The organism is Ralstonia sp. NFACC01, assembly GCF_900115545.1.
In the GTDB taxonomy this organism is placed as follows: Bacteria; Pseudomonadota; Gammaproteobacteria; order Burkholderiales; family Burkholderiaceae; genus Ralstonia; species Ralstonia mojiangensis.
This window is the reverse complement of record NZ_FOWV01000002.1, coordinates 165,658-178,850: the sequence shown is the minus strand read 5'-3', so window position 1 is coordinate 178,850 and position 13,193 is coordinate 165,658. Positions and strand designations below refer to the sequence as shown.

At 65.7% G+C, this 13,193-nt stretch carries 9 protein-coding genes; 7 read left to right on the top strand and 2 right to left on the bottom strand.

Annotated elements, in window-relative coordinates; all coding sequences use genetic code 11:
* Positions 1 to 125: 125 nt before the first annotated feature.
* The 4 genes from BM136_RS05475 (at position 126) to BM136_RS05460 (ending at position 6,736) form a co-directional block, all read left to right on the top strand.
* Positions 126 to 599 carry a MarR family winged helix-turn-helix transcriptional regulator gene (locus BM136_RS05475; RefSeq protein ID WP_092970907.1) on the top strand — a complete coding sequence of 158 codons (474 nt, stop codon included), beginning with the start codon at positions 126 to 128 and terminating at the stop codon, positions 597 to 599.
* 170 nt (positions 600 to 769) lie between these two features.
* Positions 770 to 3,976, top strand: a complete 3,207-nt coding sequence (locus BM136_RS05470; protein WP_092970906.1) for an efflux RND transporter permease subunit — start codon at positions 770 to 772, stop codon at positions 3,974 to 3,976.
* Positions 3,969 to 5,294: an efflux RND transporter periplasmic adaptor subunit gene (locus BM136_RS05465; RefSeq protein ID WP_092970905.1), complete on the top strand. Its 1,326-nt coding sequence runs from the start codon at positions 3,969 to 3,971 to the stop codon at positions 5,292 to 5,294. Before BM136_RS05470 ends, BM136_RS05465 begins: the two co-directional genes overlap by 8 nt.
* Positions 5,291 to 6,736 (top strand): efflux transporter outer membrane subunit, encoded by a 1,446-nt coding sequence (locus tag BM136_RS05460; RefSeq protein WP_092970904.1) that lies wholly within the window; start codon positions 5,291 to 5,293, stop codon positions 6,734 to 6,736. The genes BM136_RS05465 and BM136_RS05460 overlap by 4 nt, the downstream gene beginning before the upstream one ends.
* 3 nt (positions 6,737 to 6,739) lie before the next feature.
* Here the strand turns inward: BM136_RS05460 and BM136_RS05455 are convergent, their stop codons facing one another.
* Positions 6,740 to 7,654 (bottom strand): hypothetical protein, encoded by a 915-nt coding sequence (locus tag BM136_RS05455; protein ID WP_254775618.1) that lies wholly within the window; start codon positions 7,652 to 7,654, stop codon positions 6,740 to 6,742.
* A gap of 359 nt (positions 7,655 to 8,013) precedes the next feature.
* Between BM136_RS05455 and BM136_RS05450 the strand changes: the two genes are divergently transcribed.
* Positions 8,014 to 9,696: an N-acyl-D-amino-acid deacylase family protein gene (locus BM136_RS05450; protein WP_254775617.1), complete on the top strand. Its 1,683-nt coding sequence runs from the start codon at positions 8,014 to 8,016 to the stop codon at positions 9,694 to 9,696.
* On the opposite strand, the gene BM136_RS05445 is transcribed toward BM136_RS05450, so the two are convergent.
* Entirely contained in the window at positions 9,612 to 10,262 is a 651-nt protein-coding gene (locus BM136_RS05445; RefSeq protein WP_254775616.1) for a helix-turn-helix domain-containing protein, read from the bottom strand. The genes BM136_RS05450 and BM136_RS05445 overlap by 85 nt on opposite strands.
* Positions 10,263 to 10,356: 94 nt before the next feature.
* Here BM136_RS05445 and BM136_RS05440 point away from each other — a divergent pair, with 94 nt between their 5' ends.
* Entirely contained in the window at positions 10,357 to 11,649 is a 1,293-nt protein-coding gene (locus BM136_RS05440) for an MFS transporter (protein WP_092970902.1), read from the top strand.
* An 11-nt stretch (positions 11,650 to 11,660) separates the two neighbouring features.
* Entirely contained in the window at positions 11,661 to 13,184 is a 1,524-nt protein-coding gene (locus BM136_RS05435; protein WP_092970901.1) for an amidase, read from the top strand.
* The last annotated feature ends 9 nt before the right edge of the window (positions 13,185 to 13,193 follow it).

The following is a 13,193-nucleotide window of genomic DNA, read 5'->3' as shown; positions in this document are numbered from 1 at the left end:
GCTTGGTGCCAATTTAATATCAGGTAACCTGATATAACAAGGAGATTATCATTGCCGTAAACCCTGACCCGAACGACACGTAGCAGAATGTGCGCATCTGCATAGGTGCACACCCACTCACATCCATGGCGGCCACCCGAACCAAACGCAACACACCTCAGCCCACACAAGACGGCGCACCAGCAACGTCTGCACGACTGCCCTACCTGATTGGGCGCACCGACCGCATCGTCAAGCGTCGCCTGGGCGAGGCGCTCGCCCCGCACGGGCTGACGGTGCCGCAATTCACGGCGCTGTCCGTGCTGCACGCGCGCGGTAGCCTGTCGAACGCGCAACTGGCGGAGCGCTCTTTCATGTCGCCGCAATCGGCCAATGAAGTGGTGAAGACGATGGAGGCGCGGGGCTGGGTGACGCGCACGCCCGATCCGACGCACGGCCGCATCGTCATGCTGGGCCTGACCGACGAAGCGCTCGCGCTGCTGGCGCTGTGCGATGAAGCCGTGAGCCGGCTCGAGCAGGAAATGCTGCAGGGAATCGACGCTGCGCACGCTGCGTTGCTGCACGATCTGCTGCTGCAATGCGGGCGCAATCTGCGCTGAGCGGGGCCTTCAGTTGCCACGGCAGTTGCCGTTATGCAATGTAATAAAGTCAGATCAAAGCGACATATTGATCGGCGGCCCCCGGCGCTAGAATGGCTGGTCCCTGCCTGTCGGGCCGGATCGAACAACCGTCGCCCTCCATCAACGCACCGCGGTTCTGAAACGCCTCCATGTGGATTGTCCAACTCGCGCTGCGAAGGCCGCTGACGTTCATCGTCCTCGCGCTGCTGATCCTGCTGGCGACGCCGTTTACGCTCATGCGTACGCCCACGGACATCTTTCCGGAAATCGACATTCCGGTCGTCAGCATCATCTGGAACTACAACGGCCTGCCCGCCAAGGAGATGGCCGACCGCATCGTGTCAGTCACGGAGCGCAGCCTGACGACCACCGTCAACGACATCGAGCACATCGAGTCGCAATCGTTGAACGGCATCTCGATCGTCAAGGTGTTCTTCCAGCCGACGGCCAACATCCAGACCGCGCTGGCGCAGATCGTTTCGGTGTCGCAGGCGCAGGTGCGGCAGTTGCCGCCGGGGACGACTCCGCCGCTGATCATCAAGTATTCAGCGTCGAGCATTCCGATCCTGCAACTCGGCCTGTCGAGCAACACGCTGTCGGAGCAGGAACTCAATGATGCGGCACTGAACTTCCTGCGCCCGCGCCTGATTACGGTGCCTGGCATCGCCGTGCCGTTCCCGTATGGCGGCAAGAGCCGGCAGATCACGGTCGATCTCGACACGCAGAAGCTGCTGGCGCAGGGCCTGACACCGGTGGACATCGTCAACGCGGTGGGCGCGCAGAACCTGATCCTGCCGGCCGGCACGCAAAAGATCGACGCCACCGAATACGGTGTCACGCTCAACGGTACGCCGGGCAGCATCGCCGCGCTCAACGCCATTCCGGTCAAGACCAGCAACGGCGCCACGCTCTACCTGGGCGACGTGGCCCATGTGCGCGACGGTTTCTCGCCGCAGACCAACGTGGTGCGCCAGGATGGCCAGCGCGGCGTGCTGCTGTCCATCCTGAAGAACGGCGGCGCATCAACGCTGGATATCGTCAACAACATCCACAAGCTTCTGCCGGCCGCGGCCGCCGCGCTGCCTCAAGACCTGAAGATCACGCCACTGTTCGATCAGTCGCTGTTCGTGAAGGCGGCCATCGAAGGGGTGATCCGGGAGGCGATCATCGCCGCGTGCCTGACGGCCGCGATGATCCTGCTGTTCCTCGGCAACTGGCGCAGCACGGCCATCATTGCGGTGTCGATTCCGCTGTCGATCCTCTCGTCGATCATCGTGCTGCATCTGATTGGCGAGACCATCAACCTGATGACACTGGGCGGCCTGGCGCTCGCGGTCGGGATTCTGGTGGACGATGCCACCGTCACCATCGAGAACATCGAGCGCCACCTGCACGAAGGCAAGGAGCCTGTTACCGCCATCCTGGACGGCGCCGCCGAGATTGCCGTGCCGGCCTTCGTGTCGACCCTTTGCATCTGCATCGTGTTCGTGCCGATGTTCTTCCTCACGGGCGTGGCGCGCTACCTGTTCGTGCCGATGGCCGAAGCAGTGATCTTCGCGATGCTGGCGTCGTATGTGCTGTCGCGCACGCTGGTGCCGACGCTGGTAATGATGCTCATGACCGGGCACACGCATGGCGCCGGGAAAGCCGACGCAAAACCGAGCACGTTCGGCCGCATCTATCGGGCGTTCAACACACAGTTCGAGCACATGCGCGGCAACTACGCCGCCATCCTGGGCGGCCTGCTGGAATACCGCCGCGTGTTCGCGCTGTCGTTCCTGGGCTTCTGCGTGGCATCGTGCGCGCTGTTCCTGGTGCTCGGCCGCGACTTCTTCCCGGATGTGGATGCGGGCCAGATCCGCCTGCACATGCGTGCACCGTCGGGCATGCGCATTGAAGAGACAGCGCGCCTGGCCGACGAAGTGGAAACGGCCATCCGACAGATCATTCCCAAGAAAGAGCTGTCGACCATTCTCGACAACCTGGGCGTGCCGAACTCGGGGATCAACCTGTCGTACAGCAACGCGGGCACCATCGGCACGCTGGATGGCGAAATCCTGATCGCCCTGCACGAAGGCGAGCGCAAACCCAGCGCCGAATACATCCGCCGCCTGCGCGAAGAATTGCCGAAGCGGTTTCCCGGCGTGGAGTTCGCGTTCCAGCCTGCGGACATCGTCAGTCAGATCCTGAACTTCGGCCTGCCGTCGGCCATCGACGTGCAGTTCTCCGGCGCCGACGTGGCCACCAACCAGCAGCTCGCGGGCGTGCTGGCCAACCGCATCAAGCAGATTCCGGGCGCGGTGGATACACATGTGCACCAGCGCTTCGATCAGCCCACGCTGGCCTTGAACATGGACCGCACCCGCATCCAGCAGGTCGGCCTGGAAGGACGCGACGTGGCGCAGAACCTGCTGGTATCGCTCAGCTCCAGCTTCCAGACCTCGCCCACGTTCTGGCTGAACCCGATCAACGGCGTGGTGTATCAGGTTGCCGTCACCAGCCCGCAGTACCGCGTTGACTCCCTTGACGCGCTGCTGCGCACGCCGGTGGCGGGCTCGCGCGGTGGCGCTGCCCAGGCGGGCGGCCCGCAGTTGCTGGGCAACCTCGTACAGGTCAGCCCCGGGGTGCAGCCGCAGGTCGTCTCGCATTACGACATCACGCCCGTGGTGGATGTGTACGCCGCCGTGCAGGGCCGCGACCTGGGCGCCGTCGCCAAGGAAGTGCAGAAAGCCGTTGACGACATCCGCCCCAAGCTGCCGCGCGGCGCGCAGGTCACGGTACGCGGCCAAGTGAAGACGATGGAGTCGTCGTTCCTCGGCCTGGGCGTGGGGCTGGTGATGGCGATCGTGCTGGTGTACCTGCTGATCGTCGTGAACTTCCAATCGTGGATCGACCCGCTCATCATCGTGACTGCCCTGCCGGCAGCGCTGGCGGGCATCGCGTGGATGCTGTTCGTGACGGGGACCACGCTGTCGGTGCCGTCACTCACGGGCGCCATCATGACGATGGGCGTGGCGACGGCCAACTCGATTCTGTTGATCTCGTTTGCGCGTGAGCGATTGGCCGAAGGCATCGCGCCTGTGCAGGCTGCGCTGGAAGCGGGGGCCACCCGCCTGCGCCCGGTGCTGATGACGGCCCTGGCGATGATCATCGGCATGGTGCCCATGGCATTGGGCCTGGGCGAAGGCGCAGAACAGAACGCGCCGCTTGGGCGCGCGGTGATCGGCGGTCTACTGTTTGCGACCGTCTCGACCCTCTTCTTTGTTCCGGTGGTGTTTGCCAGCGTGCACAACAGATTGCAGCGGCGCGCCGCCCGGCGTAGTCACGATTTGCGGGGAAGCGAAGGACATGTCTGAACAAACATCCGGTGCCCATTCTGGGCCGCATTCTGGGTCGCATTCAGGGCACCTCGCAGGCGGCCCGCCGCACCACGTCGTCACGGTGGACCCGATCGAACAGGTCGACCGCGGCCCCGCCATGCGCCGCGCACGCTGGGTCGTGATTGCCGTGGTGGTGGTGTTGGCGCTGGGCGCTGCGCGCACGCTGGTCGGCCGCTATTACAACGCACATGCGCTGGAGCGGCAGGTGAACGCGCAGACCAGCCGCTACGTCACCACCATCGCCCCCAAACCGGCTCACACCAATCGCGAACTGACGCTGCCGGGCACGCTGCAGGGCTACGTTGAATCGCCCATCTATGCGCGCACCAGCGGCTACGTGCTGCGCTGGTTCAAGGACATCGGTGCGCACGTCGACAAGGGCGAAGTGCTGGCGCTGCTGGACACGCCGGAAGTGGACCAGGAACTGAACCAGGCGCAGGCCACGCGCAACCAGGCCGCCGCACGCAAGGCACTGGCGCAGACCTCGCTCACGCGCTGGCAGAACCTGCGCCAGAAAGACGCCGTCTCGCAACAGGAACTGGACGAGCGCACCAGCGCCGCCAACCAGGCCCAGGCCGACCTGGCTGCCGCAGAAGCCAACGTGCGCCGCCTGCAGGAACTGCAAGGCTTCCGCCGCGTGGTGGCCCCGTTTGCGGGCGTGGTGACCAAGCGCAATGTCGATGTCGGTGCGTTGGTCAACGCCGGCAACGCGGGCGCCAACCGCGAGCTGTTTACGCTTGCGCAGACCGATCCGCTGCGCATCTACCTCTATGTGCCGCAGGCGTATTCGCAACAGGTGAAGGTCGGGCAGGACGTGGCCGTGACGCTGGCAGAGCTGCCGGGCCAGACCTTCCACGGCACCATCGCGCGGGCCTCCGGCGCCATCGACGCCACTACGCGCACCATGCAGGTGGAAGTGCAGCTGCCCAACAAGGACGGGCGCCTGCTGCCCGGCGCCTATGTGCAGGTCGCCATCAAGGGCAAAGCCACCGGCGACGAAGCCGGCGCCAGCGCGAAGGCAGACGCACCGGTTGCATTCACGGTGCCGACCAACACGCTGCTCTTCCGCAAGGAAGGCCCGCGCATCGCCGTGGCAGAAAACGGCCACGTCGACCTGCGCCCCGTCACCATCGGACGCGACTACGGCCGCACGGTAGAAATCATCTCCGGCTTGAAGGCGACGGACGCGCTGATCCTCAACCCGGCCGATTCCATCGAGCAGGGCGAAGCGGTGACCATCGTCACGCCGGCCCCGGCATCAGCGCCCGCGGCTTCCGCGCCGCACGCATCATGACGCGGTTGCGCACCACCGCGCTGGCGGCATCGCTGATCGCCGCGCTGGCCGGCTGCTCGCTCGCGCCGACTTACGAGCGCCCGGCCATGGACGTGCCCGCGCACTGGCAGACCGAAGCGCCCTGGCGCGCCGCGCAACCCGCAGACGCCGCGCCCAAAGGGCCATGGTGGCAACGCTTCAACGATCCGCAGCTCGACAAGCTCGTCACGCAGGCGCTGGCGCACAACCAATCGCTCAAGGTTGCGTTGTCGAACCTGGAGCAGGCGCAGGCTCAGACGCGCATGGCCCGCGCAAGCCTGCTGCCCACCATCACAGCCACCAACAACGACACGCGTACGCGCACGTCGTCGGAACGGCCGCTCTCGTCGTACACGAGCCCAACGATGTCAACGGTGCAGAGCGATTTCGTCCTGCGCGCCGACGCGAGCTATGAAGCCGATCTGTTCGGCCGCGTGCGCAACACCGTCGCCAACGCCGCCGCCAGTGAAGAGCAGGCCGGCGCCAATTTCGAGAACTTCCGCCTGCTGCTTGCCGCGCAGGTCGCCACCACCTGGTACAACCTGCGCGAGACCGATGCGGAAATCGCCGTGGTGCAGGAAGGTCTGGCTCTGCAGCGCAAGGCGCTCGATTTTGTTACCTCACGGCACCAGGACGGCGTGGCGTCGGGGCTCGATCTGGCGCAGCAACAGGCGCTGGTGGACAGCACCGCCACGCAGGCCGAACTGCTGACCAAGCAACGCGCGCAGTACGAACACGCGCTGGCTACGCTGGTCGGTACACCGGCCCCGGCCTTCCATCTCGACCCCGCGCCACTTGCAGGCACAGCGCCGCAGATTCCGGTGGCGCTGCCCTCCGACGTGATCGAACGCCGCCCGGACGTGGCAGCGGCTGAACGGGGTGCCGCTGCCGCCAACGCTCAGGTGGGCGTGGCACGCGCGGCATTCTTCCCGAGCGTGATGCTCAACGGCGGCGCCGGTTGGGAAAGCCGCGATCTGGCGCTGCTGTTCTCTGCGCCCACGCTGCTGTGGTCGTTCGGCACACAGATCGCCCAGACGGTGTTCGACGCCGGCCGCACGCGGGCGCGTGTGGACTTTGCCAATGCGGCCTACCAGGGCGCGATCGCCAACTACCGGCAGACGGTGCTGGGCGCGTTGCAGGAAGTGGAAGATGGCCTTGCCGGGCTGCAATCGCTGGACCGTGCGGCAAACCAGGCGCGCCATGCCGTGGAAAGCGCCCGCAAGGTCTACGACATTGCGAGCGTGCGCTACGAGGGCGGGCTCGCAACCTCGTTGGACGTGATCACCGCGCAGCAATCGCTGTTGAACAACCAGCGCACGGCGGTGCAGATTCTCGGCCAGCAGATGACGACGAGCGTGTTCCTCGTCAAGGCGGTGGGCGGCGACTGGAACCAAGCCGCTGCCGCGCCGACGGCCACGCGGTAGATGTCAGGCAACGCGGCGCAGAAAACCCGCGCCAACAAAGAGGCCGCCCAGCCAGCTCAGCGTGAGCGCCACGGCAACGAGCAGTTCAAGCAGATCGGTGCCGTCGCCAGGCACGCGCAGCGCCAGCGCAATCACCGCAGCCATCAGCACGCCCGCAGCCAGCACGCTCACAAGCAACGCACCAAGCCCGGTCGACAACGTGCGCACGACCGGCGGATGGACATGCGCCGGCGGACACAGCTCAGACATGCGCGCCCGCACATAGGCCGCCGTGCGGGTGCCGTCGGTGGCATCGGCGTGATGCCGCATCACGTGCATCCAGGTTCGGGTGTCGAGCACACCGGAACTCAGTTCTTGGGCAACGCGCCGTAGCGCCGCGCGTTCGCGTGCGTGGTCGGTGGCGTCAGAGGGCGTTTCATTGGGGGCGGGCTTGTCGAACACGGCCGGTGCTGCAGCAGGATCGGTCAGCCGCACCTCATGCCGATAGGTCACACGCACGCGGCGCGAAAACCAGATGTACGCTGCCGAGCCGATGAGCAGTAGCGCCTCCGCTGCCAGCAGCAGCGTGATCGGCATGCGCCCTGCCGTGCCGCCGGAGGCTTGTGTCGTCCACGCATGAATGCCGCCGCTCATGGCCAGCGTAGCCAGCAACTGGAGCAGGCCGTATCCGAGCCACACCATCGGAAACCAGCGCACACGCAAGAAAGCCAGGGTAACGAGCCCCAGCGGGAAAACGAGCCCAGCGAGCGCCGGTACCGCCCCGATTGGCCCTCCATTGGCTTCGCCGAGCGTGAGCATCATGCCCATCGCCAGCACGATCGCCAGCGCTGGCAGCGTGTTCAGCCACAGCAGCGTCACGAGCCAGCCGCGCACGCCGTACAGGCGATGCGCCCGTGCGCGCGCCGCCGAAATTGCCATCCAACTCTCTTGCATGAAGCTCCCCGACCGGGTCTGCCATGCGTCGCATGTGGCGCAGCATGACTTCGGAATTTTCGCGATTGTGTCACCGGGGCAAGTCAGTTGCCCCCCTCCAAAGTGGGGACAGCCGCACATTGTCGCCAATGTCTTGCCGCATCCAATGCTGGCAAGGCTTTGCGGGTGATTAGTTGTTCTTAATTCAGATATTGAAAACGCTGAGTGTTGTATTGGCGCCTGCGCGCAAGCGCTCCAGCACGGTGAACCCGTGCATGTCCGCTCCGCATACCGGGCCGAACCATTTGCATGTCATGTGGGCAACCAGGCTCTTTACACTCGCTGCAAACCACAAGGAAGCCGATATGCGCCCACACCGTCTGCCGCAGTGCCTGCTGTCCGCCCTCACCCTGAGCCTTGCGCTCGCCGGCGCCGCCAGTGCCGCGCCGGGGCCTGAACCGGTCGACATCCTGATCCGCAACGGCACCGTGGTCGATGGCAGCGGTGGCGCGCCGTTCGTAGCTGACGTTGGCATCCGCAATGACCGCATCGTGCTGGTGCAGCCCTCCGCCGCGGGCGTGCAGGCGAAGACGGTGCTCGATGCGCGCGGGCTGGTGGTGGCGCCGGGTTTTATTGATCCGCATACGCACGCCTATCACAACCTCGTCTCCAAAGACCGTCACCAGAACTTGCCCTATCTGCTGCAGGGCGTGACGACGGTGGTGATCGGCAACGACGGCATCGTGCTCGAAGCCGACGGGCCGGACCTCGATCGCATCGGGCCGACGCTCAAGGCGCTGGAAGCCAATCGCATCGGCACCAACGTAGCCATGCTGGTGGGCCACAACGCCGTGCGCCACCGCGTGATGGGCGACGCGGACCGCGCCCCCACCGCTGACGAACTCAAAGCCATGCAGAGCCTGATGGAAGACGGCATGCGCGACGGCGCATTTGGCATGTCGACGGGCCTCGTGTACACGCCCGGCGTGTTCGCCAAAACGGACGAGGTGGTGGCGCTGGCCAAGACGGTGGCCGCGCGTGGCGGCATCTACGACACGCACCTGCGCGATGAGGGCAACTTCCGCACTGGCCTTGTCAACGCGGTGAAAGAGGCGCTGGACATCGGCCGGCAGTCGGGCATCCCGATCCACATCTCGCACATCAAGGCGCTGGGTGTGGATTCGTGGGGCAAGAGTGCGGAGGTCATCGGGCTGATGCGTGAAGCGCAGGCCGGCGGCATGAACGTATCGGCAAGCCAATATCCGTACACAGCGTCGAGCACACACATCATTCCGGCGCTGGTGCCGGGCTGGGCACGCGACGGCGGCAACGATGCGCTGCTCAAGCGGCTGGAAGATCCCGCCACGCGTGCGCGCATTGCCGCCGACATGGAAAAGGCCATGCAACAGCGCAACGGGCCGGCGGCGCAGGTGCTGATTTCCACCAAGCCCGAATACAACGGGCAATCGCTCGCAGCGCTGGGCAAGAAGCTGGGCGTGAGCCCCGTCGATGCGGCCATCAGCGTGATCCAGCACGGCGGCACGAACATCGTGTCGTTCAACATGAGCGACGCCGATCTGGAAGCCTTCATGAAGGAGGATTTCGTGGTGGGTGGCTCCGACGGCATTGCCGGGCACCCGCGCGAGGCCGGCACCTTCGCGCGCCGCATCGGCGAATACGTGACGCGCAAACACGTGATGACGCTGCCGTTTGCCGTTCGCCAGGCCAGCGCGCGCACCGCTGAGATTTTCGGCATCAAAGACCGCGGCACTGTGGAGGCAGGCAAGTTTGCCGACTTGGTCATCTTCGACCCCGCCACCTACGCCGACCGTGCGAGCTATGAACAGCCGGGGCTGCCGCCCGTGGGCGTGCGCTGGGTGCTGGTCAACGGCACGGTGGCGGTGGCCGACGGCAAGGCTGTGCCGGATGTTCTGGCGGGCCGGGCCCTACGCAAGCCAGCCGTTCAGATCACGTCGCCAAGTTCGCGCACGTCGGTGCCGGTGCAGCACGCGAGTATCTCGGCAGGCTCTTCGCTGACGGACAGATAGACATGCCCGACTGCGCTGTCGAAGTACAGGCTGTCGCCGGGTGCCAGGCGGAAGGTGTCGCCGTTTTCGAAGCGCAGTTCGATCTCGCCGCCCAGCACAAAGACGAATTCTTCGCCGGGGTGGCGGATGTAGTCCGGAAAATCATCGACCGAGCGTGCGCGGATGTGCGCACGCATCGGCAACATGCGTTTGCCGGTCAACGCGTCGGCCAGCATGCCGTACTCGTAATTCGGCGTGTCATAGATGACCTGGCCGCCCGAGGGCGTGAAGGTCGGACGTAATGGTCCGGCATCCGGCGTGCGGCGCCGGCCGAGCAGTTGCTCGAACTCCAGCCCCAATGCCTGCGCCAGGCCGGCAAACTTTTCATACGTCAGCGCAATGTCGCCGCGCTCGGCTTTGGAGATGGTCGACAGCGCCACGCCAGAGCGCTCCGACAGCTCTTGCAGCGTCAGCCCGCGCGCCTTGCGTGCCTCGCGAATGCGCGCGCCGACCTCTTGGTGATTGAGCTGCGCCGGTGCCTCGTCGATTGGATGGGCCTGGATAGCCGCTTTTGCGCTAGATGCCACGCATGTCTCCGGGTTTTCTCGTATACGAGAATTTGATTTTTCTCGTATACGATAACTCAAACCCTCCCCAGCCTCCAACCTAGGAGAGCAGCCCGTGTCGACACTCGCCCTCGACAGCCGCCCCGCGCTGTCACGCACGCAAGTCATTGCCGCCACTACCATCGGCACAGCGCTGGAGTTCTACGACTTCACCATCTACAGCTACTTCGCCATCCAGATCGGGCAACTGTTCTTTCCATCGGCATCGCCGGTGAACCAGTTTCTGTTGTCGATCGGGGTGTTTGGCGTGGGCTTTGTGGTGCGGCCGCTCGGCGGCGTCATCATCGGTGCCTATGCTGACCGCGTCGGCCGCAAGAAGGCGATGGTGCTGACCATCATGATGATGGCGCTGTCGTGCGCGCTGATCGCCACGGCGCCCACCTACGCCACGGCCGGCATCTTCGCGCCGATGATCGTGCTTGCCGCGCGCCTGATGCAGGGCTTTGCAGCAGGTGGCGAATTCGGGCCCGGCACCACGCTGCTGGTCGAGTACGCCAGCGACCGCACGCGGGCGTTCTTTGCGAGCTGGAACTTTGCCGCAACCGCATTGGGGCTCGCGCTGGGCGCGGCGGTCGCCACGCTCATCAACGTGACGCTGTCCAAAGAGGCGGTACTCGCCTGGGGCTGGCGGCTGCCGTTCCTCCTGGGCATTTTTGCGGCCCCGGCCGGTATGTTGATCCGCCGCCGGCTGGAAGAAACGCTCGACCGCCGTGACGCGGCGCCCAGCCATGTCAAACCGCAGGGTGCCCTCAAGGCCGCACTGACCACACATCTGAAGCTGACCATTCTCGGCACCTTTGCGGAGCTAGGCGGCTCGGTGTCGGTGTACATCACTGCGTTCTTCCTGCCGAGCCACGCGGTGCGCACGCTGCATATGTCGCCCACGGCGGCGGTGGCTTCCGGCGTGGTCAGTTCGCTCGTCCTGTTTGTGGCCGCTCCGATTGCGGGGCGCCTGGCAGATCGCTACACCCGCAAGCGCTTGCTGGTCACCTCGCGCGTCATCATGCTGCTGGCGGTGTACCCGGCGTTTGCCTTCCTGGGCGCGCATCCAACGCCGCTGACACTGTATGCGGTATCCGCATTGCTGGCGGTGTTCGTGGCCGCGCAGATCGTGCCCGTGCTGGTGATGATCCCGGAGCTGTTTCCCAAGCATGTGCGCGCCACCGGCATTGCACTCACGTATGTGGTGAGCGCATCGTTCTTCGGCGGGTTCTCGCCGTTCATCGCGAGCTGGCTGGTGGAGCGCACCGGCAACCCGCTGGCGCCGGCGTGGTACGTGGCGACCGCATGCCTGGTGTCACTGGTGCCGGTGATCTGGCTGCGGGACCGCACCGGTGAAGCGCTTTAAGGGGAATATTCATGTCGCACAACGACCCGCTCGTCAGCCTGTCTGCGGTGGAACTGCGCCGGTTGATCGGCGCCAAGGAAATCTCGCCCGTCGAGCTGCTCGACGCCTGCATCGAGCGGATCGAAGCCATCAATCCTGCCGTGAATGCCGTCACGGCGACGTGCTTTCCGCAGGCACGCGAAGCCGCAAAAGCCGCAGAGCGCGCCGTGCTCAATGGCGAACCGCTGGGCCTGCTGCACGGCCTGCCGCTGGGCGTGAAGGATCTGGAAGACACAGCGGGCCTGTTGACGACGTATGGCTCACCCACCGCGCGCAGCAACGTGCCGACGCAGGATGTCTTGCTGGTCGAACGCCTGCGCGCAGCCGGCGCCGTGCTGGTGGCAAAGACCAACGTGCCGGAGTTCGGTGCCGGCGCCAACACGCGCAACCCGGTGTGGGGCGCGACAGGCAACCCGTTCAACCCGATGCTGAATGCGGGCGGCTCGTCGGGTGGTGCGGCAGCCGCGCTGGCGTGCGACATGCTGCCCGTCTGCACCGGCTCAGACACCGGCGGCTCGCTACGCATTCCGGCCTCCAAATGCGGTGTGGTCGGCTTTCGGCCATCGCCGGGGCTGGTGCCGAATTCGCGCAAGAAGCTCGGCTGGACACCCATTTCGGTGGTTGGCCCGATGGGGCGCACGGTGGCCGAAGCCTGCCTGCAACTGGCCGCCACGGCGGGCCTGTCGGCAAGCGATCCGCTCAGCTTTCACGTCGATCCGCTGAGCTTTGCCACGCCCGCGCCCATCGACCTGTCCTCGCTGCGCGTCGGCTGGACGGAAGACTTCGGCTGCTGCGATGTCGACGCCAGCATCCGCGCGGTCTTCCGCGAGCGCATTGCCGCCATCGCGCCGATGTTCCAATCGTGCGAGCCCGTGCAGTTCGATCTGGGCGAGGTGCATCGCTGCTTTGACGTGATCCGCGCAGAGAGCTTCGTCGCCGGCCTGCACGATGCCTATACGCGCGACCCGGCCTCGATCGGGCCGAACTCGCGCGCCAACTACGAGCTGGGCGCCGCCATGACGCTCGCTGACTGTGCGTGGGCCCAGGCGGAGCAAACACGCATCCTCAAGCGCTTCCAGGCGGCCTTCGGCCAGTACGACGTGATCCTGTCGCCGACGACGCCGGTGTCGCCGTTTCCGTGGAGCGAGCTGTATGCCACGCACATCGATGGGCGTGCGCAAGAGAACTATTACCGCTGGCTGGCGCTGACGTACGTCGTCACGCTGACCACGCACCCGGCGCTGTCATTGCCGTGCGGCGTTGACCACGCCGGCATGCCGTTCGGCCTGCAGATCGTCGGGCCCTTCCACGGCGACCGCAAGACGCTTGCCGTGGCGCATGCGCTTGAGCAGGTTTTCGACGCGTCTGCTACGCTGCGGCGGCCGCGGCCGGACCTCGCCAAGCTCACGCAGCCGACGCCGGCACTCCAATCCATCGTCACCGCACCGCCGGTGTTCGATGCCGCCACGAGCGGCATGGGCACCTCGGCCGTCTGAACCTACAAC